Here is a 25,986-nt window from a genome sequence, read left to right on the forward strand (position 1 = left end):
GTGCCTGTGAAGGATCGGTGCTCCGACGGTCGTGACGCCGCCCCTGGGTAGGCACCCGGGGTGTCCATGGTGCCATCGCCGTTCCGGTTCGCCGCATACAGACGTCGGATCCGACGTCTTCCCGGCCACGCACCGGCGCCGGCATGTTCCGCCACTAGAATGCAGGACATGAATTCCGGAATGACGCGCGTATACACGGTCTCGGTCCGCCCTGCGGACATCAACGGATCCGGGGAAGGGATGGGGGAGGCAGGAGCTCTCCGTTGGACCGCCCGGATCGCGGAGCTCCCGGACTGTGTGGCGACCGGATCCTCCTTCGACGAGCTGGAGCAGTTGATCCGCGCCCGGGTCCTTGAACAGGTCGGCGGGCGTCGCAACGACGGAACACTCTCCCGTGACGACACGGACGTCGAACTCCAGTGGTCGGTCGACGAGACGGACTCCATCGGCGACGCCGGCATACAGGCCGCCCACTGGCTGGAGGAATAGGACTTCCTGCCCCCGCTGCCGGACCCTGCCCCACCCTCGTCTACCCCGACCTTGTTTGTCCTCACGGGCGGAGCACGGTGTGCGACTACATAGACGCAGCGACAGCCAACACTACGGTCGCCAGCAGGGGGAGCGTCCCCTGCTTCAGGGCCGCGCCACGCTTGTCCGGTGACGTCAACCAGAGCAACGCAGCGGCGCAGGACATGCTCACCGTGCCGGCCAGGGTCAGGGCCAGCCCGATACCTCCGGCAGTGGTGGTCACGGTCACGATGACGCCGACGAGGACCTCGACAGCCAGGAAAAGGTTGTAGAAACCCTGGTTGAAAGCCATCTCCCTGGTGCTGTCCGCCTCCTGCTCCGTGAGACCGAAGATCGCGCGTGCGCGGGGGGTGGTCCAGGCCATGGACTCCAGGTAGAAGATGAACACGTGGAGTAGTGCGGCCAGTGCTGCCAGTACGGCACCTGTGATGATCATTGCTGTTCGCCTCTGCTGTTCTTCCGGTTCTCTACGTTGTTGGTGGGGTCAGCTAGAACCGGAGCAGGACCTTGCCGGTGCGTCCGGAAGACATGCTGGAGATCATCGCCTCGCGGAAATCAGAAGCGTCGAAGATACCCTCGACGGGGAGGGTGACACTCCCTTCCGAGATCCGTGTGATGAGTTCTCCGAAGAGCTCAGACTTCTTCCCGGGGTTCATCTCCTGGCTGATCTTGCTGCCCCAGAATCCGCGGACGGTGATGTCTTTGAAGATCACCGGGCCGGAGGGGATCGTCATAGTCGGGTCACCCATCGCGCCGAAACACACCAGGGTGGAACCCTCGCCGAGCACGGAGACGAGATCTGCGGTCGACTGGCCACCCACCGAGTCCAGGCCGACGGAGATCGGAATGCCGCCGGTAATCTCCAGGACCTTGCCCTGCCAGTCCGGTTCTTCGGTCGACAGGACGTCGGTAATGCCCTCCGACGCCAGTTGGGCGACAGCGTCATCACGCCGGACCAGACCGATGACGTGGATGCCCCGTGCCTTGGCGAGCTGGGCGAGGATCCTTCCGACGGCTCCGTTGGCGGAGTTCTGGATCAGCCAGTCACCCTCATGCAGGTCTAGGAAGTCCAGCAGGCTGATCGCGCTGAAAGGCATCGACACCAGCTGCGCCGCACTGTCGTCGGACAACTGATCGGGAACGGGGATTGCCCCGGCGGCATCGATCAGCGCGTACTCAGACCATGTGCCGAAGGAGGTTCCACTGACCACCCGCTGTCCGGGCACGAGACCCGAGACGTCGGGGCCGAGGGCGTCGACGGTGCCGAGGACCTCCGTTCCGGCATGTGCGGGGAGATCGGGAACGAATCCGTAGGTTCCTCGGATCGTCCAGATGTCGTGGTTGTGAACGGGGGACAGGACCACCCGGATCCTGACCTGCCCCTCTGAGGGCTCAGGCACGTCCTCCTCGGTGAGGCGCAGGACATCTTCGGGTTCACCGAAGCTGTCGTGGATGAGGCTACGCATTGACGTCTCCTTTGTGTGCTGTTGACGGTTGTCGTTCAGGTTGGTCGTTGAGGGTGAGGTCAGTCGTCGACGACGGAGACCGTCACCTCGATGTTTCCGCGGGTGGCGTTGGAGTAGGGGCAAACCTGATGCGCGGCATCGGCCAGGGCCTGTGCTTCCTGGGGCGGCATGCCGGGGATCGTGACCTCGAGGTGCACGCTGAGCTCGAATCCGCCGTTGCCGTCGGATCCGATGCCGACCCGGATGCCCACCGAACTGTCGGCCACGGACACCTTCTTCGTTCGGGCGACTATCTGGAGTGCGGAGTGGAAGCAGGCCGCATAGCCGGCGGCGAAGAGGAGCTCCGGGTTGGCGCCGTCGCCGCTACCGCCCATTTCGGTGGGGACGGCGAGATCCAGGTCCAGGCGTCCGTCGGAAGTTGCGACGTGGCCGTCGCGGCCGTCGCCGGCGGCAAGTGCCTCTGCGGTGTAGATCGGGGTCATGTCGGTCCTTTCGGGTAGGTGTGTGGAGGGGGCCGGTTCCTGACCGCCGAGTTGCCGCAGGCTCCGGATGAGCCTGCCGGCGGTGTCGTCATCCGGGACTCCCATCGCCGCCGCGACGTCGCGGGGAACCCCGGACAGGGGTTCCCGGAGTCCCTCACCCGCGTCCGTGAGCTCGATGTTGACCACCCGTTCGTCTTCCAGGGCACGGTGCCGGCTGACGTAGCCCGCCTGTTCCAGACGCTTCACCAGAGGGGAGAGGGTGCCGGAATCCAGCTGCATCTCTTCCCCGAGTTCGCGGATGGTCCGGGGCCCCTGGTTCCAGAGGACGTAGAGCACCAGGTACTGGGGGTACGTGAGGTTCCAGGGCTCGAGCCACTCCCGGTACGTGCGTGTGGTCTTACGGCTTGCGGAGTAGAGGGCGAAGCACAGCATGCGGTCGATAGCTCCCATGCCGACAACGATTGCACACATTTTAATTGTGTACAACCCATTGTGCGACAGTGGCTTTCCTTAACCCTCTGTCACCGCAATGCACGACCGGATCTCCGGATCTGATGGCGCTGCCGGGTCGCAGGTGCGCGACGCCGACCGGGAGGCGCCCGTGATGGTCCGCTACGCCAGGTAGGCGTCGTCTTCACACTCCGTCGCATCTCCCAGACCAGCACGTCTGCCACAGGCCCCTGTGTCTACTGATAGCGGTCTCTCGTGTTAGGAGGTCTACTCTCTGTCGATCTTCTGCATGAGCGCAGGACTGATCAGGCTATCGGGGGGGGGACTGCTGCACGTTGAGGTGACAGCAAGTAGTCACGCCACGGACGCGGTGGTCAGAGCGAAGAACGACTCCATCGCTGCGTTGCCACCACACGACGCCCCCCTGCCCATCGACCCGACCATCCGGTAACGCTGCAGGGTGGCGAGATAGTCCCAACTGCGGAACTGACCACCCCGGTCGGAGTGGACAATGCATCCGGCAACCTCCTCAAGCCCGCCGCGAATGGCCACAGCATTGTTCAGGGCACGGACCGCCAGCTCAGCGCGCATATGCGAGTCAATGACGTAACCGACAATCCGGGAAGAGAAGACGTCTTTGACCGCACAGCAGTAGATTTTGCCTTCTCCGGTGGGGTGCTCGGTGTTGTCGGTCAACCACAACCGGTTCGCCGCCGTGGCGCTGAACCGGTGGCGGGTACGCCCGGTGGTATCGGTGACGGTGCACAGGTCATCGTGCACCGCCAGTCCCGGGTCAAGTCCTTTTGCGTGGTGCATCCGTCAGCGATTGGCTCAGCAGTGAACTGACCGCGGACGGAACAGGATTCCCTACGCCACAAGAGCCTCCTGACCGTCACCGACGACAACGCCGGAAGCATCGGTCGTCCGGGTGTTCGCCAGCATCTCTGCTGTCGCGGACAGCACCGTCAACGGCATGTGCCGCTTCTGCTCGATCCAGTCCTCATGCTGCTCGGCGAGCACCGCCCCGACCAACCGGACCACCGAGCCACTGTCAGGGAAGATCCCCACGACATTGTTCCGCCGGCGGATCTCCTTGCTCAACCGCTCCGTCGGATTGTTGGACCACACCTTCGTCCACGCGGGTTTCGGAAGCGCGGTGTACGCCAGGATCTCATCCAGGGCCTTCTCCAGATGCGCGGCAGCCTTCGGCAGCTTGTCATCGAGCATGTCGACCACCGCTCTGGCCTGCGCCCAGACCCGGTCAGGGGTTTCCTGGTCGAAGATCAACTGGAACATCGTGCGTACCCACTTCCATCCGGACTTCGGTACCACTTCCGACAGGATCTTGGCGAAGTGTGTCCGGCAGTGTTGCCACGGGCGTGTTCGGCAACACCTCGCCAATCGCTTGCTGGATCCCGCAGTGGGCATCACTGGTGATCAGCCCGACGGTGTCCGGGCCACGCGCCTTCAGGTCGGTAGAAGAACCCGGTCCGCGACGCCGTGGACTGAAGCGGTGGCGACCTGCATGCCGAGGATCTCACGGAACCCTTCGGCGTTGATGCCACAGGCCAGCAGGACCGGGGTTTTCACCACCCGGCCGCTCTCACGGGCTTCCATCGTCAACGCATCGGCCGACAGATACAGGTACTCCTCCGGTCGCTCCGACTGCGACGACGAGCATGCGCGTCAACAGGCGTCTTTTCTGACTTCCCTTGTGCAGTTCCATGTTGATGAGTGGTGGGGTTAGGTGCCGGTTCCGGCGAGGCTGAGCGCGGTCATCACGAGCAGACCGGCACCCAGCAGTAGCAGCGCTACCCCGCCCAGCACCGTGATGGTCCGATCCGCTGCCGCCGATCGGTGGAAGCCGAACAAGCGCACCAGGGCAATCACACCAGCCCACCATATTCCGGCTCCCAGCACGACTGTCGCGCAGAGAGTGATAGTGCGCAGCTCAGTACCGGCTCCGTGGCCGATGAACTGGGGCAGGATCGCTGCGAAGAACAGTAGCGCTTTCGGGTTGGTCGCGTTCGTGATGAACCCGCGCATGTACCCGTGCTGCCTCCTCCGGGGTACCGAATCCTGCGAGGCCGGTTCTTGCGCTCGCGCGGCGCGGAGCATGCTCGTGCCCATCCACAGCAGTATCCCGGCTCCGAGGAACTGCACCACAGTCAACGCACTTGGAGCCGACAGCAGCAACGCGGTCGCGCCCGCGATGGCGAACAACGCATGCAGGGCCAGACCGCTGACGATTCCTGCCGCCGTCGAGGCCCCCTCACGCACGCTCCGGGTTGCTGCATGCACCACCAGGACAAGATCGGGTCCGGGCACTGCCAAGGCGACAAGCAATGCGAGCGCGAACGCCGCCCATGACTCAATTCCCAATCAGCTCTCCTCCTCGGTCTGCCCTCTCACCGTAAAGAATGATTCGGTATAATTGTCACATGATCGAACATGGAAGGAATATCTTGAAGGTCCCCGAACCAGATTCGGTCGACTGGGCGATCCTCGAATTACTGCAAGTTGATGCGACGATGCCGAATAAGGACATCGCCGCCAAGGTCGGTGTCGCGCCGAGTACGTGTTTGGAGCGCATCCGGCGGATGCGGCGCAACGGCACTATCGTCGCGACCCGTGCGCATGTGCTCCCGAGTCTGCTGGGCAAGGGCGAGCAGGCGTTCCTCGGCATCCAAATCCGCCCACACGCCCGCGACACCGCTAACGATTTCGTGCAGCAGGCTCTCGCCCTGCCCGAGACCTTGGCGCTGTATAACGTCAGTGGTAATGAGGACTACCTCGTCCACGTGGCCGTAGCCAACAGCACCGAGCTACAGACTCTGGTCATCGACAAACTGCTTGCGCTGCCGCAGGTCGCGCACTGTCGTACACAGCTCATCTTCGGAGAGCCTTGGGTTGCACCCCTGCGAAACCGCAAGGAGGTTGGGTCTGCTGCACGATTAGATGACAAGTTGTAGTAACGCCGCGAGGGCGACGTTCTGCGTCATGATGGCCTCGAACTTGACGGGCGTCAAACACCCCAACCGGGCTTGAGTCATCGTCGGTGATACGTCCTGCCAATCTACGTCACGACCGTGAACTGAACCGGCCCAGGTTCTCTGCCGCTACTTAGCGGGTTCGGGCTCTCGGGTGAGGGCCTCGTAGTGGAGCGTCTCGGACTCTACCGGGGTGAGCATCCCGAGGGAGCCGTGGAGGCGCCGGTTGTTGTACCAGTCGACCCAGCCGGCGGTCGCGAACTAGACGTCCGCGAGGGTCCGGTAGGGGTCGGCGTGGAAGACGGTGGTGCGGATGCACTCGGTCTTGTAGAGCCCGTTGATCGTCTCCATCAGCGCGTTATCGAAGGCATCGCCGACGGTCCCGATCGACGCAGCGATGCCCTCGAGAGCGAGATGCTCGGTCAGCCGAATGGCGGTGTACTGAGACCCAGCGTCGCTGTGATGGATCAAGTCCCCTGGTGAGACTGGGTTTCCATCCCTCTCGCGTTGCCACAGCGCGATGCGCAGCGGAGTCATGACCAGGTCGACCTGCTTCGAAGTGGAGGCGTGCCAGCCAACGATCCGCTGGGCGAACACGTCCACGACGAACGCGACGTAGACGAACCCCGCCCAGGTGCGGACGTAGGTGAAGTCGGTGACCCAGACCCGGTTCGGAGCAGGGGCGGTGAAATCGCGATTCAGTAGGTCACCGGCCCGCTTCCCGTCCGGGCCAGGGATCGTGGCGCGGACCTTCTTCACTCGCCGGATGCCCTCAAGACCGAGGGTCCGCATCGCAGGGTCCACCGCACCGCGAGAGGTGCCCGTGAGGCCTTCCTGGCGGCGGAGCAGGGCGACCCACTTCCTGCGTCCGTAGAGTCCCTCGGGCGTCATCTGGACCTGCCCGGTGGCGGGGTTGATGGTCCAGGCGAGGTCGCGGATCTTGTCCTCGACCAGGGCGTCGGTGACGGTGCGGGCCGCGATGCTGGCCGGATTCTTCCAGGACCGGTAGGTGCGTGCAGCGATCTTCAGGCCCTGCTGACGCAGGACGCGGAGGATCGGCTCGGCTGCATAGCCCTCGGCTCTCATCTCGTCAATGAACGCGCAGATCAGCGGTTGCGGGGGTCGAGCTCCCCCGCAAAGAAAATTGAGGCGCGGCGCAGGATCTCGTTGTCCTCCCGCAGCCGCTTGTTCTCGGCCTTCAGGCGCTTGACCTCGGCAGACTCCTCGGTCGTGATGCCGGGGCGGGTCCCGTCGTCGACCTCGGCCTGCGCGAGCCAGCGCCGCACGGATTCGCGCGAGACGCCTTCCTGCCGTGCCACCGCGGTGACGGCGGCGGTCAGAGTGGGGTACTCCTGGAGGTGCTCCCTGAGGAGCCGCACGCACCTCGCGCGCAGCTGGGGATCGATCTTCTTCGGCATGCTGTCCATCCTCTCGGACTCAAACAGCAGCGGCATCAAACCTGGGCCGATTCAAGTGAAGCGCAACCGGTACATGAAGATGGGCAAGGCCAGCAAGGTCGTCAACGAGGAGTTAGCGTCCAGGCATCGGGAATTGGCGGGGATCAAGGCATACGTGACCAGCAGGTTGACCGAGGATCCGATGGTGATCAGCGGGTTCTACCGCCGGTTGTTCCAGATCGAGAAGTCGTTCCGGATGGCGAAGTCGGATCCGCGGGCCCGGCTATGGTGGTCCAACCCCCACCCCACAGCAGCCCACCCCCAGGCACCATCCGGGTACACAGAAAAAGGGGCCGGGCCCGGCCGACCACCCCACAAGATGACCGACCAGACCCGACCCCCACACACGCACAAAAAAGAAGAGTGGAAGAACAATCCGAAGATCGTTCTCCCACTCCTCAATTCCAAGTTGAATGCCGGCGGCGTCCTACTCTCCCACACCCTCCCAGGTGCAGTACCATCGGCGCAGGCAGGCTTAGCTTCCGGGTTCGGAAAGGGACCGGGCGTGACCCCACCGCTAAAACCACCGACAAAACACACGAAACAACACACACCCAACCACCACAGTGGCCAGTATGCCGTGCCATTCCAGACACTGCACAGTGGACGCAACATACGCTTCAATCAACACAATCAAGCACAACGCTCTTAATGCAGCGCTCGGCCAATTAGTACCGGTCACCTCCAACACTCACATGCTGTCCAGATCCGGCCTATCAACCCCGTAATCTACAGGGAACCTCAAACGAAACCTCATCTCGAAACAGGCTTCCCGCTTAGATGCTTTCAGCGGTTATCCCTCCCATACGTAGCCAACCAGCCATGCCACGGGCGTGACAACTGGCCCACCAGAGGTATGTCCAACCCGGTCCTCTCGTACTAGGGTCAGCCTTTCTCAAGTTTCAACGCGCACGGCGGATAGAGACCGAACTGTCTCACGACGTTCTAAACCCAGCTCGCGTGCCGCTTTAATGGGCGAACAGCCCAACCCTTGGGACCAACTCCAGCCCCAGGATGCGACGAGCCGACATCGAGGTGCCAAACCATCCCGTCGATATGGACTCTTGGGGAAGATCAGCCTGTTATCCCCGGGGTACCTTTTATCCGTTGAGCGACACCGCTTCCACAAGCCGGTGCCGGATCACTAGTCCCTACTTTCGTACCTGCTCGACCTGTCAGTCTCACAGTCAAGCTCCCTTGTGCACTTACACTCAACACCTGATTACCAACCAGGCTGAGGGAACCTTTGGGCGCCTCCGTTACTCTTTGGGAGGCAACCGCCCCAGTTAAACTACCCACCAGGCACTGTCCCTAACCCAGATCATGGGCCGAGGTTCAGATATCCAATACGATCAGAGTGGTATTTCAACAACGACTCCACAACCACTGGCGTGGCCGCTTCACAGTCTCCCACCTATCCTACACAAACCGAACCGAACACCAATACCAAGCTATAGTGAAGGTCCCGGGGTCTTTTCGTCCTGCCGCGCGTAACGAGCATCTTTACTCGTACTGCAATTTCGCCGGGCCTGTGGTTGAGACAGCAGGGAAGTCGTTACGCCATTCGTGCAGGTCGGAACTTACCCGACAAGGAATTTCGCTACCTTAGGATGGTTATAGTTACCACCGCCGTTTACTGGGGCTTAAATTCTCCGCTTCGGACAAAAGCCCTAACAGGTCCTCTTAACCTTCCAGCACCGGGCAGGCGTCAGTCCGTATACATCGACTTACCGTCTTCGCACGGACCTGTGTTTTTAGTAAACAGTCGCTTCCCTCTATTCTCTGCGACCCACACCAGCTCAAGAGTGCAAGACCCTATCACCAGCACGGGCCCCCCTTCTCCCGAAGTTACGGGGGCATTTTGCCGAGTTCCTTAACCACAGTTCACCCGATCGCCTTAGTATTCTCTACCTGACCACCTGTGTCGGTTTGGGGTACGGGCCGAATGTGCACTCGCTAGAGGCTTTTCTCGACAGCATAGGATCACCGACATCCCCGCAAACGGGTACGCATCACGCCTCACCTTTCACGTCGCCCGGATTTACCTGGACAACAGGCCACACGCTTACACCACAATCCACTAAGTGGCTCGGCTACCTTCCTGCGTCACCCCATCACTTGACTACTACCAGCTCAGGTCCCACGCATCCATCAACCACCACAGCCAAAGACCATGGCAGAAAACTTCAGGGCGGTTAGTATCACCGATTCATCATGATCGCACACACACGGGTACGGGAATATCAACCCGTTATCCATCGACTACGCCTGTCGGCCTCGCCTTAGGCCCCGACTCACCCTGGGAAGATTAACTTGACCCAGGAACCCTTGGTCATCCGGCGGATGAGGTTCTCACTCATCATTCGCTACTCATGCCTGCATTCTCACTCGCATAGCCTCCAGCACTGGGTCACCCCGCACCTTCAACGGCCACACGACGCTCCCCTACCAACCCACACACTGGCCAAACCAGAATGCGAGCTCCGCGGCTTCGGCGGTGTACTTGAGCCCCACTACATTGTCGGCGCAGGACCACTCGACCAGTGAGCTATTACGCACTCTTTCAAGGATGGCTGCTTCTAAGCCAACCTCCTGGCTGTCTTCGCGATCCCACATCCTTTTCCACTTAGTACACCCTTAGGGGCCTTAGCCGGCGATCTGGGCTGTTTCCCTCTCGACTACGAAGCTTATCCCCCGCAGTCTCACTGCCGCGCTCTCACTTACCGGCATTCGGAGTTTGGCTGATGTCGCTAAGATGATAGTCCCGCTAAACCAACCAGTAGCTCTACCTCCGGCAAGAAACACACGACGCTGCACCTAAATGCATTTCGGGGAGAACCAGCTATCACGGAGTTTGATTGGCCTTTCACCCCTACCCACAACTCATCCCCTCAGTTTTCAACCTAAGTGGGTTCGCGCCTCCACGACGTCTTACCGTCGCTTCACACTGGCCATGGGTAGATCACCCCGCTTCGGGTCCAGGACACGCCACTCAACACACTAGTTAGTATTCGCTTTCGCTACGACTACCCCACACGGGTTAACCTCGCGACGTGCCGCTGACTCGCAGGCTCATTCTTCAAAAGGCACGCCATCACCACCACACACAGTGCAGCACGGCTCTGACGGATTGTAAGCGCACGGTTTCAGGTACTATTTCACTCCCCTCCCGGGGTACTTTTCACCATTCCCTCACGGTACTATCCGCTATCGGTCACAATGAGTATTCAGGCTTACCGGGTGGTCCCGGCAGATTCACAGCAGATTCCACGAGCCCGCTGCTACTCGGGGCACCTCGTAACCCAACCACACATGCTTTCACGTACCGGACTCTCACCGTCTACGGCAGGCCATTCCAAACCACTTCCGCTAGCACACATGACCGGGCGACTGACTGTCAGACCAGTCGAACAAGACCCCACAACCCCGACCACGCAACCCCTGACAGGTATCACACATGACCGGTTTAGCCACTCATCCACTTTCGTTCGCCACTACTCACGGAATCACTATTGTTTTCTCTTCCTACGGGTACTGAGATGTTTCACTTCCCCGCGTAACCTCCACACCAGCTATACATTCACCGGCAGGTGACCGCACATAACCACGGCCGGGTTTCCCCATTCGGACATCCTCGGATCAACGCTCAGTTGACAACTCCCCGAGGCATATCGCAGTCTCCCACGTCCTTCATCGGCTCATCATGCCAAGGCATCCACCGTGCGCCCTTAACACACAACACTAAGAACGCATCAGATGAACACAAACCTGCAGAAAAACCACAGAATCAGTATTCACACGACACTTACAAAATTGCATCAAAAAAGAAGATACTCGCGTCCACTATACAGTTCTCAAACAACACAGTCACAAAGGACCCGGAGCACCCACAACCAACCACACACAACCATGCACGACCAGCCACAAGAACCCCAACAGAAACAAACAACACACAGCTGCTGTTCCAGACACCCAACAACGCAACGAACCAAGCAGTCACACAATCACAGACAAACGACCCACAAACGGGCTGATCTCCACCCGGATAAACAAAAACACCCGACGCCCGTGTTGACGCGGAATGCACAAAAAATAAAGCTCCTTAGAAAGGAGGTGATCCAGCCGCACCTTCCGGTACGGCTACCTTGTTACGACTTCGTCCCAATCGCCGATCCCACCTTCGACAGCTCCCTAACGAGTTTGGGCCACTGGCTTCGGGTGTTACCAACTTTCATGACGTGACGGGCGGTGTGTACAAGGCCCGGGAACGTATTCACCGCAGCGTTGCTGATCTGCGATTACTAGCGACTCCGACTTCATGGAGTCGAGTTGCAGACTCCAATCCGAACTGAGACCGGCTTTAAGGGATTAGCACCACCTCACGGTGTAGCAACCCACTGTACCGACCATTGTAGCATGTGTGAAGCCCTGGACATAAGGGGCATGATGATTTGACGTCATCCCCACCTTCCTCCGAGTTAACCCCGGCAGTCTCTCGCGAGTCCCCACCATAACGTGCTGGCAACACAAGACAAGGGTTGCGCTCGTTGCGGGACTTAACCCAACATCTCACGACACGAGCTGACGACAACCATGCACCACCTGTATACCGACCACAAGGGAAAACGCATCTCTGCGCCGATCCGGCATATGTCAAGCCCAGGTAAGGTTCTTCGCGTTGCATCGAATTAATCCACATGCTCCGCCGCTTGTGCGGGCCCCCGTCAATTCCTTTGAGTTTTAGCCTTGCGGCCGTACTCCCCAGGCGGGGCGCTTAATGCGTTAGCTACGGCACAGAAGTCGTGGAAGACCCCCACACCTAGCGCCCACCGTTTACGGCATGGACTACCAGGGTATCTAATCCTGTTCGCTACCCATGCTTTCGCTCCTCAGCGTCAGTTACTGCCCAGAGACCTGCCTTCGCCATCGGTGTTCCTCCTGATATCTGCGCATTTCACCGCTACACCAGGAATTCCAGTCTCCCCTACAGCACTCAAGTTATGCCCGTATCGCCTGCACGCCCGGAGTTAAGCCCCGGAATTTCACAGACGACGCGACAAACCACCTACGAGCTCTTTACGCCCAGTAATTCCGGACAACGCTCGCACCCTACGTATTACCGCGGCTGCTGGCACGTAGTTAGCCGGTGCTTCTTCTACCACTACCGTCACTTCCGCTTCGTCATGGTTGAAAGGAGTTTACAACCCGAAGGCCTTCATCCCCCACGCGGCGTCGCTGCATCAGGCTTGCGCCCATTGTGCAATATTCCCCACTGCTGCCTCCCGTAGGAGTCTGGGCCGTGTCTCAGTCCCAATGTGGCCGTCCACCCTCTCAGGCCGGCTACCCGTCGACGCCTTGGTAGGCCATTACCCCACCAACAAGCTGATAGGCCGCGAGCTCATCCTGCACCGAAAAACTTTCCACCACCGACACTAAACGATGGTCCTATCCGGTATTAGACCCAGTTTCCCAGGCTTATCCCGAAGTGCAGGGCAGATCACCCACGTGTTACTCACCCGTTCGCCACTCGAGTACCCTGCAAGCAGGGCCTTTCCGTTCGACTTGCATGTGTTAAGCACGCCGCCAGCGTTCGTCCTGAGCCAGGATCAAACTCTCCATAAAAGCAATAAACCCCATAAAGAGCCATCACTGGCAAAAATAAATATACTGAACTGCTGACATCCAAAAAAATGAATATCCACGCATGCTCCCGATCGGGGGACCGGGGAAACCATGCGCCGGTCACAACAACCGACAGAACAGACCTGAGATTCAGTATTTAACACGCAGTCACCCACGTGCCGGCACCAACCCAAGTCACCATCTGCCGACCATGCGACAAAAAACTTGATTCATCACGCTATTGAGTTCTCAAACAACATCCGCACACCGTTGCTGACCAGGTTTGTTCCCCCGGTCGCTCTCGGCGACCCGGATTAATCTACACACTCGGCCTCAGCGTCACAAACCAGCAGGTCAAGCCCTTATCTGCCTCCGGAGGCACACTCTGGGGAGCACGTCGAGCCCTGCCTCCGTCTCAGTGCGGCGAACTGCTCTGAGTTCCGGGCCGATCTCGGCGTCCTGCAGCGTCCGGAACCCCAGCCGGTGGTAGAGCGGACCGTTCCACGGGACATCCCGGAATGTCGTGAGGACTATCCCGGGAAGCCCCTGCGCCCGCGCCCGGTCGCCGGCCTTCCCTATAAGTGCGCATCCGATGCGTCTACCCCGGTACGGCGGATCCACAGACACCTGTTCCACAAGGAGGTCACCGTCAGCGGTCGAGAGCCAGATCCACGCGATCGGCCCGCGTTCCAGTGCTCCCGTCGACGAGTGATCCTCAACGACAAGCACATCCCCGCTCCGGACGGCACCAGTGAGAACGTCGACAGCCGGCGGTTCATCGTCGGCCACGACATCGAGACCGATATCCCGGAACGGGGCTCCGGCACGTCGTTCAAGATCCCGGATCGCCGGGATGTCCGAGACGACGGCCGGCCGGGCATGAAGACCGTCCCCCGCGGCTTCCTCCACACGCATACTCCTTCCGGCTCTCAGGCAAGCACGGAGCCGTGTGCCCCGTCGATCACCGCCGCCGAGGCCTCCTGTGCCTCAGCGTGCCGGGCCTCCACCACGGACAGTTGACGCTCGTCGACCGGGCGTCCGGCTTCCGCCAGCCAGTTGGAGAGGATCCGGTGTCCGTGCTGCGTCATGACGGACTCCGGGTGGAACTGGACGGAGTGGATCGGCAGCGTCCTGTGGCGCATCGCCATGATCATCCCGGAGTCCACCGTCGCGGTGACCTCAAGACACTCCGGCACGGTCTCCGGATCGACGGTCAGAGAGTGGTACCGCGCCACGGTGAACGGTGACGGAACGTCCGTGAGTACCCCGACACCGGTGTGGAAGACCGGGCTCGTCTTCCCGTGGAACAGTTCTCCGGCCCGCACCACATCCCCACCGAAGTGCAGGGCGATGGCCTGGTGGCCCAGGCAGACACCGAACAGCGGCGTGCGGTGCTCCCCGGCCCAGGTGATGACGTCGAGCATGCGTCCTGCCGTGGCGGGTTCGCCCGGCCCCGGGGAGAGGAGGATGGCGTCGAACCCGTCGAGCGCTGCGTCCAACCCCGCAACACTCTCACCCGGATCACCGAGCTCGGGAGCGTCGTTGCGCCACACGGTGCAGTCCTCGCCGAGCTCGCCCAGGTACTGGACGAGGTTGTAGACGAAGCTGTCGTAGTTGTCGATGACGAGGATGCGCATGGCGTCATTCTATCCGTCCCGCTGCGCGACGTCGCTCCATATACCCTGCTGCTACGCTGGTGAGGTCCGAACAAGCAGTACGAAGTCAGCGAGAGTGTCCCTATGCCCAAGTCCAGGATCTCCTCCACTCCGGAAGGTGCCGGCGCCTCACCGGTCGACCACCGCACCCCGGTCAAACTGAACGCCACCGGCACGTCACGCTGGTACATCATCGTGATGCTCGGCCTGATGCTGCTCGGTCTCGCGTGGATCGTCGTGAACTACATCGCCGGCGGCGACATCCCCCTGATGCGCGATCTCAACGCCTGGAACTACCTCATCGGTTTCGGTCTGCTCATCGCGGGTCTGCTGATGACCATGGGCTGGAAGTAGCCCTCACCTCACTGTCGGGCGGTAACGCCACCACAGCAGCAGCGCGATGACCGTGCCCGCGGCCAGGCCACCGAGGTGGCCCGCCAGCGACACGCCCGCGGTCGTCACCGTGAATGCGAGATTCACGCCGATGAGCACCAGTGGGCCGCGCACATCGGTCCGACGCGTGACAGACAGCCCCACCAGCATGGCGAACATGCCGTAGCCGATGGTGGACGCCCCGCCGACCGCGTAGTCCGGCGCGAACCACAGTGCGGCGAGACTGCCGCCGACCGCGCAGAACACCATGGACGCCGCCACGGTCCGCGTACCGTAGGCCCGCTCCAGCTCCCTGCCGAGCAGGACCACCAGCAGCATGTTGAGCAGCAGATGGGCGATGTTGAGGTGCACCAGCGCACTGGTCACCAGTCGCCACCACTCGTGCCCCTCAGTGATGTCGGGGGCGACCATCATCAGCGACCACGCCAGGTCACTTCCCCCGGAGTAGCTGCCGACCGGGGCCTCGAGGCTGCCGGACTGCACCACCTCAACGCAGAACACCGCCACGCACACCAGGATCAGTACGGTGCAGGCCGGGGCTTCCCGGGCGAATCTGCGGACGAAATCCATGGTGCGTTGTGGCGGTGCGGGGGTACCGACGTACCGGTCCGGTACTGTGCCGGTTCCGAACTGGTTGCTACTCGGTGATGTCGATGGACTCGATGACGACGTCCTCGACCGGACGGTCCATGCGGCCGGTGGCGACGCGGCCGAGCTTGGCGACGACCTTCTGGGACTCCTTGTCGGTCACCTCACCGAAGATGGTGTGGTGGTTGTTCAGGTGCGGGGTCATCGTGGTGGTGATGAAGAACTGGGAGCCGTTGGTGCCGGGGCCGGCGTTGGCCATGGCCAGCAGGAACGGACGGTCGAACTGCAGCTCCGGGTGGAACTCGTCGCCGAACTGGTAGCCGGGGCCGCCACGACCGGTGCCGGTCGGGTCGCCGCCCTGGATCATGAAGTTGTCGATGATGCGGTGGAAGACCGCACCGTCGTAGAACGGGCCTTCGGTGGTACCGGAGGCGTTCGGCTGGGTGTAGGGGGCCTTCTCCTTGTCACCGGTGGCCAGACCGACGAAGTTCTCGACGGTCTGGGGTGCGTGGTTTCCGAAGAGGTCAATGCTGATGTCGCCGAGGTTCGTGTGCAGAACCGCGGTCGCAGTCTTCTGGGCGCTCATGGTGACCCAGCGTACCCAACTGAAAGGGGCTCTGTGTCACGGACTGCCCCCGTGCAGCGCAAAGCGCCACACCGTAGCCTGGTTAGTGTTTATGATCGGACGTTAAATGCCACCGTAAGTCAGCACGCACCGCGAAGGAGTACCGGGCCATGGCCCTCACAAACGCACGAATCGCTCTACTCGCCGCCCAGCGCGCGCGGGCCTGGAACAAGGACCGCAAGTCCCGCAACGAATCCGCGCGCCATGAGGAGCTCGCCGTTCTCCGACGTCAGGTGACTTCGCCGGAGGAGCGCGAGAAGTTCCTCGCGGACGCTCCGGGCCACACCCGCGCTGTCGTGCGCGAAATCCTCTCCGAGGAGGATGCCGCGGCCACCGACGCGAAGATCGAGGCGGACGCCAAGGTCGCAAAGCTCACCGCAAAGGCGGAGAAAGCCCGGAACAAGGCCGACAAGATCACCGCCAAGGCCGACAAGAAAACCGACAAGGCTGAAAAGGCTCAGGCCAAGGCCGAGAAGAAGGAGAAGAAGGTGGCGAAGAAGTCCGCGAAGATCGCCGTGAATTCCGCCCTGTCCGCCAAGGCGGGCGAGGCACGTGACGCCGGTAAGGAGGAGGCGGAGAAGCTGACCCGTTCCGCCAAGAAGGCCCGCGTGCTGGCGAAGAAGCAGATCTCCGCCGCCGCCGCGACGCTGGGCTCGAAGGTCGCTGACCTGAAGGACGCCGGTTCCAACGCACTGGACACCGTCACCGAAGAGGCCCCGAAGATCGCCTCCGAGGTCGGCACCACGGCGAAGAAGGCCCAGAAGAAGGCCGGCAAGAAGACCCGGAAGCTCACCAAGCAGGCGAAGAAGTCGGCGAAGAAGAATGCCGCGATCGCCGAGAAGCAGCTGAAGAAGTCCACTGCCGAGATCGAGAAGAGTGCGAAGAAGAAGGCCGACAAGGTCCGCTCCAAGCACCTGAAGAAGGCGGACAAGGCCGACAGGAAGAAGAAGGGTGTCTTCAGCTCAGTGCTGGTCATCGCCCTGGTCGCCGTGGTCGCGGCCGTCGTCGCCTCGAAGTTCCGCAAGCCGGAGTCCCCCGCCCCGAAGGCTGCCCCGCGCAACAATGCCCCGCAGACCGAGGCACCGAAGGCCGCTCCCGTCGAGGAGAAGGTCGAGGAGGCCACCGAAGAGCCTGCCGAGGACACCGCCGACGAAACCGCGGATGAGTCCGCGGATGAGACCGAGACCAAGACCGAGGCTCCGGCAGCCCCGGGCGCTCCGGCAGCCCCCGCAGCTCCGGGTGCCCCGGCCGCCCCCGGTGCCCCCGCTGCCCCGAAGGCGGCCGAGAGTGAAGAGGGCGAAGAGGACGACGGCGGCAAGCACCGCCTCTGAGCCCCCCGGTTTCCCCGGTCCATCCCCAACCCACCGTCAACCCCCGCCCCAGGCAGTCTGCCCGGGACGGGCGTTTTCGTCTGCGGCCACCCCCCTGACGGAACCGTCCGGCCAGAATTCTTCTCGTAATTATCACTAAAGAAACGAAATCAGGCTACGGTGTGTCCATGACCCGGACCCTTGCACCACTCGACCTCCTCATCGTCGGCGCCGGCATCGGCGGCATCGACATGGGCCACCACGTCGCGACGAACTTCCCGGGCTGGACCTGGGAGATCGTCGACTCGAACACCGACATCGGCGGCACCTGGACCACTTTCACCTACCCCGGCATCCGTTCGGACTCCGACATGGCGTCTTTCTGCCTCCCCTGGAAGCCCTGGAAGGGCAGGCACACCCTCGGCGACGGCGCCCACATCCGCGAGTATCTGCGGGACGCCGCCCGCGAGGACGGTTTCCTCGACCGGATCCGGCTCAACACCTGGGTGAAGTCGGTGAACTTCGACACGGCGTCCGGCCTGTGGGAGGTCACCACCGTCCGTGCCCACCGCCACGGTCCCGACGACCGTCCGGACGCCCCGGCCGAGAACCTCGTCGAGACCGTCGTCCGCGCCAGGCGCCTCCACCTGGCCTGTGGCTACTACGACCACCGCGACGGATTCCTGCCCCACTACCCCGGTCAGGAGGACTTCACCGGCAACGGCGGCAGCCTGATCCACGCGCAGGCCTGGAAGCCCGAGGAGCAGGGTGAGGTCGCCGGCAAGAGGATCGTCGTCATCGGTTCCGGCGCCACGGCGATCACCGTGGTCCCGGCGCTGGCCGAACTCGGTGCGGAGGTCACGATGCTGCAGCGCACCCCGACCTGGGTCGCGGCCCTGGCGGACTTCGACACGATCTCGAACATCTGGAACCGGGTGATCCCGTGGAACGACCGGCTGGCGCACAAGGTCGCCCGCGGCAACCACATTGTCCGCGACATGACCCAGTGGTACATCGCCCGGTACCTCCCCTTCGCCTTCCGGTGGTTCCTCCACGGCCTGCAGCGTGTCTGGCTGACCCCGGAGCAGATCAAGCGGAACTTCACCCCGCCCTACAAGCCCTGGGACCAACGCGTCTGCAAGGCCCCGACCGGTGACATCTTCCGTGCCATCAAGGACGGCAAGGCCGAGGTCGTCACCGCGAAAATCGACACCTTCATGCCGGAGGGCGTGATGCTCACAGGCGGTCGCGTCCTCGAAGCGGACACGGTGATCTCCGCCACCGGCCTGCAGCTGCAGATGTTCGGCGGGGCGTCCGTGTCCGTCGACGGTGAGCCGGTCGAGCTGTCGGATCTGGTGGCCTACCGCGGCGTCCTTCTCTCAGGGCTGCCGAACGTCAGCTTCACGGTCGGATACCTCAACCAGTCGTGGACGACCCGTGCGGATCTCACGGCCCGCTACGTCGTCCGGCTGTGGCACCATATGGCCGACCACGGCATCGACCTGGCCGCCCCGGTCATCCCGGGTAAGGACGTGGAGCGGCGCGAGCTGCTGGAGTTCGAGGCCGGGTACATCAAGCGCGGTCAGCACCTCACCCCCCGCCAGGGCGACCGCTCCCCCTGGCTCTACCGGCAGGACTACCTGGCGGAGTGGCCGGAGCTCTCCCGCGGCGACGTCACCGAGGAGATGCTCTTCGACGAGGACGCCACGGTCGTCGCGTCCAGGACGGTATCGTCCAGGACGGTATCGTCCGTGCCTTCCGCGTCCGGCGTCGGCGTCACCCCGGCAGCCTCCCTGTAGTGGTGCTGTGACCAGGTGATCCCTGCCGAGGCGCAGATCACCAGCACAATGGTGACCGCGCGGTAGGCGGTGAGTTCCTGGTCCAGCATGATCATCCCGGCCGCGGCGGCGAAGGCCGGCTCCAGGCTGACGAGGATGCTGAAGATCGCGCCGGAGATCTGGCGCAGGGCGATGAGCTCCAGGGTGTACGGCAGGACGGACGCGAGCAGCGAGGTCGCGGCGGCGAACCAGAACAGTCCCGGCCGGTCGATCAGCCCGCCGTCCCCGCCGGAGACTCCGACGAAGGCACCGTGGGCACCGACCGGGGCGAGCAGCACGGCTCCGAGAACCATGGCGACCGCGAGTCCGCCGGTCCCGGGGATCTTCGCCCCGACCTGTCCGGAGTAGATGATGTAGCCGACCCAGAAGCCGCCGGCGATGAGCGCGAAGAGCACGCCGACGAGGTCGAGGTCCGCCCCGCCGAGCACCGATTCGGCACCGAGAACGACCATCCCGGTGGTGGCGAAACCGACCCAGATCAGGTCTCGCCGGTTCTTCGAGGTCAGCGCCGAGAACACCAGGGGCCCGGTGAACTCCAGGGCGACGGCGGCAGACAGCGGAATCCGGCCGATCGCGGCGTAGTAGAAGCCGTTCATCAGGGCCATGGTCACGGCGAAGAGCACGACAGAGCGCCAGTCGCCACGCTTCCAGGAGCGGACCGCGGGCCGGGAGAGAGCCACCAGGATCAGGCCACCGATACCGAGGCGTAGCAGGGTCACGCCCCAGCTCCCTAGGTCATCGAAGAGACTGACGGCGGTGGCGGCACCGAACTGAAGCGAGGCGCAGGAGCCGAGGATGCACAGCACCGGAAAGGTCATCGACGGTGCGGGGGCGGAAGATGTCGTGGTTCTCACCCGGATATTGTGCACCTGACCTGATCGGCCGGTCCAGCGCAGGTATATGGACGATAATGGTGAAGTATGTTGAACGTTCACCGTCTGACCCTGCTGCGCGAGCTCTCCCGGCGAGGCACCCTCGCCGAGGTCGCCCGCGTGCTCAGTTACTCCCCCTCCGCCGTGTCCCACCAGCTCAACCAGTTGGAGAAGGAGGCCGGCGTCCGACTGCTGGAACCGGTGGGCCGCGGAGTGAAGCTGACCGACGCCGCCCGCCAGCTCGTCACCCGCACCGACGAGATCCTCGCGGTGCTGGACCGGGCAGAGGCCGAGCTCGCGGCGTCCACCCCGACGGTCTCCGGGACGCTGCGCGTGACGAGCTTCCATTCGGCACTGGTCTCCGTCCTGCCGACGGCGCTGACACTGCTCAAGGCGCGGCACCCTGACCTGCAGGTACAGGTCTTCCACCGGGAGATCGGCACCGCCTTCGACGGGCTCGCCACACACCTCTACGACCTGGTGATCGGCGACCAGTGGCCGGATGAGCCGGATCCGGTGCGTCCCGGCATGGAGCGTCAGGAACTGTTCACCGATCCGCTGCTGCTGGCGATGCCGGCGGACTGGCCGGAGCCGGCGTCCCTGGAGTCGCTGGCGGACGCGCACTGGGCGATCGACCCGGAGTACCTGCCGGGCGGCCAATGGGTGCGACGCATGCTGGCGGACGCCGGTGTGGTCCCGAAGGTACTGTGCGACACCGATGATCCGCTGCTGCAGGCACACCTGGTGCGCACCGGGCATGCCGTCGCGGTGATCGGCTCACTGCTGGTCGGCCCGTTCCTCGACCAGACCACCGCCCAGGTACTGCCCGGCGATCCGGCGCGGCGACTGTTCACCGCGGTGCGCGAGGGCCAGACCGGGCACCCTGCGGTCCGGGCTTTCCGGGCGGCCCTGGCCTCCGCAGCGCGACGCGAGTCACCGGAGATCTGAGCGTCACACGTACCCGTGCCACCGACCCGGTGGCACACCGTGGGTACGGCGGAAGACGTGACTGAAAGACGCCGTGCCGCTGTACCCCAGGTGACGGGCGACCGCTCCGACGGGGATGCCGGACGCCAGGAGCTGCCGGGCAGCCGCCATGCGCACCTTCGCCGCCCACTCCCGCAGACTCCCGGCACCGAAGAGATCCAGTGCTTCGGTGAGTTCCCCGGTGGCGCAGTCGAGACGCTCAGCCCACCCGGACAGGGTGCGGTCGATGTCGGGGTGCCGCCGGAAGTCCTCGGTGAGCCGGCGCAGCAGGTGCGAGCCGTGGGTGTCGCCGGCCCCGGTGAGCAGTCTGTAGAACTGGCGGTCCACCAGGTCCGTCTGCTCCGGGGAGACGGGGTCGTACTCACGGCCGAGGGCGGCGAGCAGCGCATCAGTCTCCTCGGCGGCGTCCGCCCCCGGGATCACTGTGGGGGTCAGATCACCGGCCGGACGCCCCGCCCGGGCGCCGACCGGCAGAACCAGTCCACCGGGGTTCATGGCGACGTGGTTCGGCAGACCGGCGGGCAGCCAGATCAGCTCACCTTCCCCCAGGTCAGTGGTGGTGCCGCCGATGCTGACCCGGCAGGATCCACGCCATGCCCAGATCAGCACGTGGAAACGGTTCACCCGGGGCCAGGTGTGCAGCTCCTCGGCGGGCGTCACGGACGGGGCAGGGTCCGGTCGGTCGCGGAGCTGCCCGGGCGTCATCCCGGTGTGCCGCCGGACGAGATGACACAGGGCGGCCGCCGAGGACAGTCCGACACGGTGGGCGGCGGACTCCACGGAGCTGCCGCCATCCAGCAGCTCAGCAGCACGGGACACCCGGAGCCTGCCGCGCCAGGCCCCGACGGACAGTCCGGTCTCGGCGAGAAAGCGTCGGCGCAGCGTCGACGGGGAGACGAAGACCTCCTCGGCGAGGTCCTCGACGCTGTGCCCGACGCTATGTCCACCGGAGAGGTCGGCCATCAGGATCCGGGCGGCGGCACGGGCCGCGGGGTCGACGGGCATCCGGGGACGCAGTGACGCGTCCCCACCGGAGGAACTGGGGGTACTGAGGTAGTTCAGGCTGTCGGCGAACCGGGTGATGAGTGTGCCGTACCAGTCGTCGGGTATCTCCGAGACGGTCACGGGACTGTCGGGGGTGAAGGGGAGGGCGGCGTCCTCCGGGAGGGGGAAGCCGAGGGCGACGGCGTCAGCGGACCGGTGGACGCTGACCCGCACCCCACGGTCGACGGACACGGCGGCTCCGGCGACGATGTGGTGTGACCGGGTGGTGTCGCCGTCACGGACAGTGAGCCGGAGACTGCCGCGGAGCACCCACCACAGGTGCGGCATCTTCAGTTCAACTGTCTGACCGTTCTGGTCAACTGCGGGCATGGCCACGACCGTACACTTCTCACGACGAACTGAGCTGAGGCTCAGCTGACACGACAGGAGAACATCTGTGACACCCACGACACGACGCCCTACTCTGACAGCAGTACCGACCCTGGCCACGGCCCTGGTCTGCGCACTAGGGCTGGCGTCCTGCTCCGACGACAGCGGCAGTGACAGCGGCGATGGCGACAGCAGTGCGACGACCGTCGCCGTCACCCACGCCTTCGGCACGACCGAGGTGCCCTCGAACCCGGAGCACGCACTGAGCTTCAGTCAGACCTGGACGGACGCCTTCGCCGAGCTCGGCTCCCCGGTCGCCACACAGGTCGTCAATGACCAGTTCGCTGACGGCCAGCCCTGGGACACAGAGGGTACAGAGGGTACAGAGGGTACAGACGTCGCCGGGACCACCGTGCCCGTCTCAGTGACCTCGGCCGACCTCGTCACCACCCTGGGCATGGAGGCGATCGCCGAGCAGGACCCGGACGTCATCTTCGCCGGGTTCCTGCCCGACCAGGCCACCTATGACGCACTGTCGGACATCGCCCCGACCGTCGCCACCGTCGGTGAGGGCAAGGTCGATGACTGGCGCGCGGTCACCACTGCCGCCGGCGAGATCCTCGGGAAGTCCGACGAGGCCGAGGAGAAGATCGGCGAGGTCGACGACGCGATGGCGCAGGTCAAGGAGACATACCCGGCGCTGGAGGGCGCGACCTTCGCCTATGCCGCGTACCGGGCGCAGTCCTTCACCGTCATCACCTCCCCGCAGGACGCGTCCAACACCTTCTTCGCCGACCTGGGCATGACTCAGGCGACGGACCGGATCACCGGTACCGAATCCGGCCGTGGCATCGCGGTCTCCGCGGAGAACCTCGACCTGCTCGACATGGACCTGCTGGTGCTGTGGATCTCCGGCGAGACCCCGGATGACCTGCCCGGCTGGTCGGATCTCCCATCGGTGAAGAACGGTTCGGCGGCGCAGCTGCAGACCGTCGCCGCCACCGCCCTCGGTGCACCGACAGTGCGCAGTGTGCCGTGGGTGCTCGACGAGATGGACCCCTACTTCGCGGCCCTGCAGGAGGCCGACGGTGAGTGACTCTGTCTCTTCCGCTCCGGACGCGGCGTCCTTCAACACACTGCTCAACAGCCCGCAGCACCGGGCCGGGCTCAATGACCTCCACCTCGAGGTCACCTCGGTGACGCGCCGCCACCCCTGGCTGGCCCGGGTCTCCGGGGTGGTGCCGGGCATGGCCGATACCGATCCTTCGGTCTGGTCACATCCGAACCTCGCCCTGCGGCTGGCGATACCGGACGCCACGGACGCGCTTGGTCCGATGATCGGGCAGGCCGGGGTATGCCGACGCGTGTACACCGTCGCCGCGGTGGATGTGGCGTCCTCCACCCTGGACATCGACATCGTGGTGCACGGCGAGAGTTCACCGATGATGCGGTGGCTGGCCGGTCTGGAACCCGGTGACCGGGTGGACTTCGCAGGTCCGCGTCCCCATGCCGCACCGACGGACGCCACCGGCCGGATCGTGCTGCTGGCCGACGGTTCGGCCTACCCCGCGGCGTCCGCCATCACCCGGGCACTGCCCGGTGTGGCGACGGTTGTTCTCGCACTGCCGGAGGAAGATCCGCAGGTCAGCGACTGTGCAGACTATGCGGCCGATTTCCCGGGAGCGGAGCTGCGGTTCGCGGCGTCCTCCCCCACTCCCCTGTCGGACGCCTTCGCCGACCTGGACGTGACCGCCACGGACACCGTCTGGGCCGCCGGTGAGCGGGAGGACATCCGTGCGGTGCGCGCGCGGTGTCTCAGGGACCTGGTACTGCCGAAGCCGCAGGTGCAGGTCTTCGGGTACTGGCGCCACGGGAAGACCGGGACAGACGCCGATATGGCACGGCTGACGGGCATCGCCGCACTGCGCGACCAGGGCCGCGAGCTCGAGGACGACTTCGAGATCGAGATCTGACCCCTGCTACCCCTGCGCCGGGGAGGTCGGGCTCGTCGGCGCGGCGGGGGCCGGGTTGTGGCCGCTCCGCTCCTTGCTGCGCTCGTGGTACTTCCGGATGGCGTCGAAAGCCAGGTTGAGGATGACCAGCACCGGGATCGAGATCAGCGGTCCCGCGCTGGAGACCACGAGAATCATGAAGATGACGAAAGACGTGACACCGTCGACCCAACGGGGGGTGCGGTCCAGGAAAGACAGGGCAGGCATGGAGTTCTTCTACTTCTTCTTCCTGAAGCTACCGCGGATGTTCATGCCGCCGGGGAGCTTGACGGAGTAGGTGCCGCGCGAGTTGACGGTCACCGGTCCGAAGCGCCGGGACGCGGACGCGCCGGATCCCGAGTAGTTGATCCAGGAGTCTTTACCGGTCTTCTGACGCTTGCGGAAGTAGATGCCCATGGGTGGCAGTGTAGCGGGAGAACAGGGACGATGGACAGCATGGACACCACCGCTGTGTTCCCCCAGCTGTTCCCACCCCGCGCCCGTGGACCGACATCACCGGCCCGGTGCCTGACCTGAGACTCGTCGTCCTGGACATGGACGGCACCCTACTCAACGGGTCGGACGAGGTGCCCGACGCGTTCTGGGAGCTACTGCCTGAGCTGCGGAGCCGGGGCATCACCGTGGTCCCGGCGTCCGGACGCCAGTACGCCACGCTCAAGGGGATGTTCGCCGAGCACGGCATCCGGACCTTCATCTGCGAGAACGGAACGCTGGTCGTGCATGACGACGAGGTGGTCTCGACCTCCCCGGTGGATTCGCCGACGGTGGACCGGATCATCGACATCGTGCGGACCGCGGAGACGGACCGCAATGTGGGCCTGGTGGTCTGCGGGCCGAAGAAGGCGTACATCGAGCGGGACGACGACATCTTCGCCGCAGAGGCGCACCGGTACTACCGGTCCCTGGAGGTCGTACCGAACCTTCACGTGGTGCCGGACATCGAGGAGGGCACCGTGCTGAAGTGCGCCTGTTTCGACTTCGACTCCGCCGCCCAGGCAGCATCCGCCCTGTTCACCGGTGGCGGTCCGGGGGTAGCTGACCTGCGGGAGGAGCACCAGGTCGTGGTGTCGGGCAAGAACTGGATCGACATCATGAACGGCTCGGCGAACAAGGGCAGGGCGCTGCGGGCCCTGGAGATGAACCTGGGGATCCCCCGGTCGGGCGTCGCAGTGTTCGGCGACTACCTCAATGACCTGGAGATGATGGCGGAGGGCGACTGGTCCTTCGCGATGGACAACGGTCACGGTGCGGTGCAGCGGGCGGCGCAGTTCATCGCCCCGCGCAACACCGACGAGGGCGTGGTGCAGGTGCTGCGGCGGTTGCTGGGGGTGTGAGGT

The 25,986-nt window shown here is 63.9% G+C and carries 21 protein-coding genes, 3 rRNA genes and 5 pseudogenes; 10 read left to right on the forward strand and 19 right to left on the reverse strand.

Annotated features, from left to right (window positions below; translation table 11 throughout):
- Positions 1–168 precede the first annotated feature (168 nt).
- Positions 169–489: a hypothetical protein gene (locus ACZ9GM_RS12160; RefSeq protein ID WP_476037992.1), complete on the forward strand. Its 321-nt coding sequence runs from the start codon at positions 169–171 to the stop codon at positions 487–489.
- Positions 490–574: 85 nt separating this feature from the next.
- On the opposite strand, the gene ACZ9GM_RS12165 is transcribed toward ACZ9GM_RS12160, so the two are convergent.
- The 7 genes and pseudogenes from ACZ9GM_RS12165 to ACZ9GM_RS12195 form a co-directional block, all read right to left on the reverse strand.
- On the reverse strand, positions 575–964 hold the full coding sequence (locus ACZ9GM_RS12165; protein WP_476037993.1) for a DUF1304 domain-containing protein: 390 nt from the start codon (positions 962–964) through the stop codon (positions 575–577).
- 52 nt (positions 965–1,016) lie between these two features.
- Positions 1,017–1,994 carry a zinc-binding dehydrogenase gene (locus ACZ9GM_RS12170; protein WP_476037994.1) on the reverse strand — a complete coding sequence of 326 codons (978 nt, stop codon included), beginning with the start codon at positions 1,992–1,994 and terminating at the stop codon, positions 1,017–1,019.
- 59 nt (positions 1,995–2,053) lie between these two features.
- Positions 2,054–2,476, reverse strand: a complete 423-nt coding sequence (locus tag ACZ9GM_RS12175; protein WP_476038360.1) for an organic hydroperoxide resistance protein — start codon at positions 2,474–2,476, stop codon at positions 2,054–2,056.
- A gap of 165 nt (positions 2,477–2,641) precedes the next feature.
- Positions 2,642–2,947 (reverse strand): annotated as a pseudogene (locus ACZ9GM_RS12180) (MarR family winged helix-turn-helix transcriptional regulator); the annotation flags it as partial.
- A gap of 333 nt (positions 2,948–3,280) precedes the next feature.
- A complete protein-coding gene (locus ACZ9GM_RS12185; protein ID WP_476037995.1) occupies positions 3,281–3,742 on the reverse strand; it encodes a transposase in 462 nt (153 codons plus the stop codon).
- Between the two features lie 51 nt (positions 3,743–3,793).
- A pseudogene (locus tag ACZ9GM_RS12190) lies at positions 3,794–4,570 on the reverse strand (transposase).
- Between the two features lie 99 nt (positions 4,571–4,669).
- Positions 4,670–5,308, reverse strand: a complete 639-nt coding sequence (locus ACZ9GM_RS12195) for a LysE family translocator (RefSeq protein WP_476037997.1) — start codon at positions 5,306–5,308, stop codon at positions 4,670–4,672.
- A 59-nt stretch (positions 5,309–5,367) separates the two neighbouring features.
- Between ACZ9GM_RS12195 and ACZ9GM_RS12200 the strand changes: the two genes are divergently transcribed.
- Entirely contained in the window at positions 5,368–5,898 is a 531-nt protein-coding gene (locus ACZ9GM_RS12200; protein WP_476037998.1) for an Lrp/AsnC family transcriptional regulator, read from the forward strand.
- Positions 5,899–6,045: 147 nt separating this feature from the next.
- Here the strand turns inward: ACZ9GM_RS12200 and ACZ9GM_RS12205 are convergent.
- Positions 6,046–7,334, reverse strand: a pseudogene (locus ACZ9GM_RS12205) (IS3 family transposase).
- Positions 7,335–7,383: 49 nt separating this feature from the next.
- Here ACZ9GM_RS12205 and ACZ9GM_RS12210 point away from each other — a divergent pair.
- Positions 7,384–7,596, forward strand: a pseudogene (locus tag ACZ9GM_RS12210) (IS1634 family transposase); the annotation flags it as partial.
- A 191-nt stretch (positions 7,597–7,787) separates the two neighbouring features.
- On the opposite strand, the gene rrf reads toward ACZ9GM_RS12210, so the two are convergent.
- The 5 genes from rrf to ACZ9GM_RS12235 form a co-directional block, all read right to left on the reverse strand.
- Positions 7,788–7,904 (reverse strand): 5S ribosomal RNA (gene rrf / locus ACZ9GM_RS12215).
- A gap of 116 nt (positions 7,905–8,020) precedes the next feature.
- Positions 8,021–11,117: ribosomal RNA gene (locus ACZ9GM_RS12220) — 23S ribosomal RNA — on the reverse strand.
- 362 nt (positions 11,118–11,479) lie between these two features.
- Positions 11,480–12,995 (reverse strand): 16S ribosomal RNA (locus ACZ9GM_RS12225).
- The 16S, 23S and 5S rRNA genes sit together here, the layout of an rRNA operon.
- Before the next feature lie 354 nt (positions 12,996–13,349).
- The gene (locus ACZ9GM_RS12230; RefSeq protein ID WP_476037999.1) at positions 13,350–13,904 is read right to left on the reverse strand and encodes a GNAT family N-acetyltransferase; all 555 of its coding nucleotides are present in this window, start codon (positions 13,902–13,904) and stop codon (positions 13,350–13,352) included.
- Positions 13,905–13,924: 20 nt separating this feature from the next.
- A complete protein-coding gene (locus tag ACZ9GM_RS12235; RefSeq protein ID WP_476038000.1) occupies positions 13,925–14,632 on the reverse strand; it encodes an anthranilate synthase component II in 708 nt (235 codons plus the stop codon).
- Positions 14,633–14,734: 102 nt separating this feature from the next.
- Here ACZ9GM_RS12235 and crgA point away from each other — a divergent pair, with 102 nt between their 5' ends.
- On the forward strand, positions 14,735–15,004 hold the full coding sequence (gene crgA, locus ACZ9GM_RS12240; protein WP_476038001.1) for a cell division protein CrgA: 270 nt from the start codon (positions 14,735–14,737) through the stop codon (positions 15,002–15,004).
- A gap of 3 nt (positions 15,005–15,007) precedes the next feature.
- Here the strand turns inward: crgA and ACZ9GM_RS12245 are convergent, their stop codons facing one another.
- Positions 15,008–15,613, reverse strand: a complete 606-nt coding sequence (locus ACZ9GM_RS12245) for a rhomboid family intramembrane serine protease (protein ID WP_476038002.1) — start codon at positions 15,611–15,613, stop codon at positions 15,008–15,010.
- A gap of 67 nt (positions 15,614–15,680) precedes the next feature.
- Positions 15,681–16,217 (reverse strand): peptidylprolyl isomerase, encoded by a 537-nt coding sequence (locus ACZ9GM_RS12250; protein WP_291474632.1) that lies wholly within the window; start codon positions 16,215–16,217, stop codon positions 15,681–15,683.
- A 149-nt stretch (positions 16,218–16,366) separates the two neighbouring features.
- Here ACZ9GM_RS12250 and ACZ9GM_RS12255 point away from each other — a divergent pair, with 149 nt between their 5' ends.
- Positions 16,367–17,587: a hypothetical protein gene (locus ACZ9GM_RS12255; protein WP_476038003.1), complete on the forward strand. Its 1,221-nt coding sequence runs from the start codon at positions 16,367–16,369 to the stop codon at positions 17,585–17,587.
- A gap of 167 nt (positions 17,588–17,754) precedes the next feature.
- Positions 17,755–19,365, forward strand: coding sequence for a flavin-containing monooxygenase (locus tag ACZ9GM_RS12260; protein WP_476038004.1), 1,611 nt, complete (start codon positions 17,755–17,757; stop codon positions 19,363–19,365).
- 74 nt (positions 19,366–19,439) lie between these two features.
- Here ACZ9GM_RS12260 and ACZ9GM_RS12265 read toward each other — a convergent pair.
- Positions 19,440–20,222: pseudogene (locus ACZ9GM_RS12265) on the reverse strand (EamA family transporter); the annotation flags it as partial.
- Between the two features lie 102 nt (positions 20,223–20,324).
- On the opposite strand from ACZ9GM_RS12265, the gene ACZ9GM_RS12270 reads away from it, so the two are divergent.
- Entirely contained in the window at positions 20,325–21,224 is a 900-nt protein-coding gene (locus ACZ9GM_RS12270; protein WP_476038005.1) for a LysR family transcriptional regulator, read from the forward strand.
- Between the two features lie 3 nt (positions 21,225–21,227).
- Here the strand turns inward: ACZ9GM_RS12270 and ACZ9GM_RS12275 are convergent, their stop codons facing one another.
- Positions 21,228–22,637, reverse strand: a complete 1,410-nt coding sequence (locus ACZ9GM_RS12275; protein WP_476038006.1) for a helix-turn-helix domain-containing protein — start codon at positions 22,635–22,637, stop codon at positions 21,228–21,230.
- 67 nt (positions 22,638–22,704) lie between these two features.
- Between ACZ9GM_RS12275 and ACZ9GM_RS12280 the strand changes: the two genes are divergently transcribed.
- Together ACZ9GM_RS12280 and ACZ9GM_RS12285 are read left to right on the forward strand one after the other, a co-directional pair.
- A complete protein-coding gene (locus tag ACZ9GM_RS12280) occupies positions 22,705–23,733 on the forward strand; it encodes an ABC transporter substrate-binding protein (protein ID WP_476038007.1) in 1,029 nt (342 codons plus the stop codon).
- Positions 23,726–24,610: a siderophore-interacting protein gene (locus ACZ9GM_RS12285; protein WP_476038008.1), complete on the forward strand. Its 885-nt coding sequence runs from the start codon at positions 23,726–23,728 to the stop codon at positions 24,608–24,610. The genes ACZ9GM_RS12280 and ACZ9GM_RS12285 overlap by 8 nt, the downstream gene beginning before the upstream one ends.
- Positions 24,611–24,616: 6 nt before the next feature.
- Here the strand turns inward: ACZ9GM_RS12285 and ACZ9GM_RS12290 are convergent, their stop codons facing one another.
- Entirely contained in the window at positions 24,617–24,856 is a 240-nt protein-coding gene (locus tag ACZ9GM_RS12290) for a hypothetical protein (RefSeq protein WP_441580751.1), read from the reverse strand.
- A gap of 9 nt (positions 24,857–24,865) precedes the next feature.
- Entirely contained in the window at positions 24,866–25,045 is a 180-nt protein-coding gene (locus ACZ9GM_RS12295; protein WP_073883798.1) for a DUF4236 domain-containing protein, read from the reverse strand.
- Positions 25,046–25,152: 107 nt separating this feature from the next.
- Between ACZ9GM_RS12295 and ACZ9GM_RS12300 the strand changes: the two genes are divergently transcribed.
- Positions 25,153–25,983: an HAD family hydrolase gene (locus ACZ9GM_RS12300; protein WP_476038009.1), complete on the forward strand. Its 831-nt coding sequence runs from the start codon at positions 25,153–25,155 to the stop codon at positions 25,981–25,983.
- The last annotated feature ends 3 nt before the right edge of the window (positions 25,984–25,986 follow it).

Source organism: Corynebacterium sp. UD i78 (assembly GCF_056280545.1).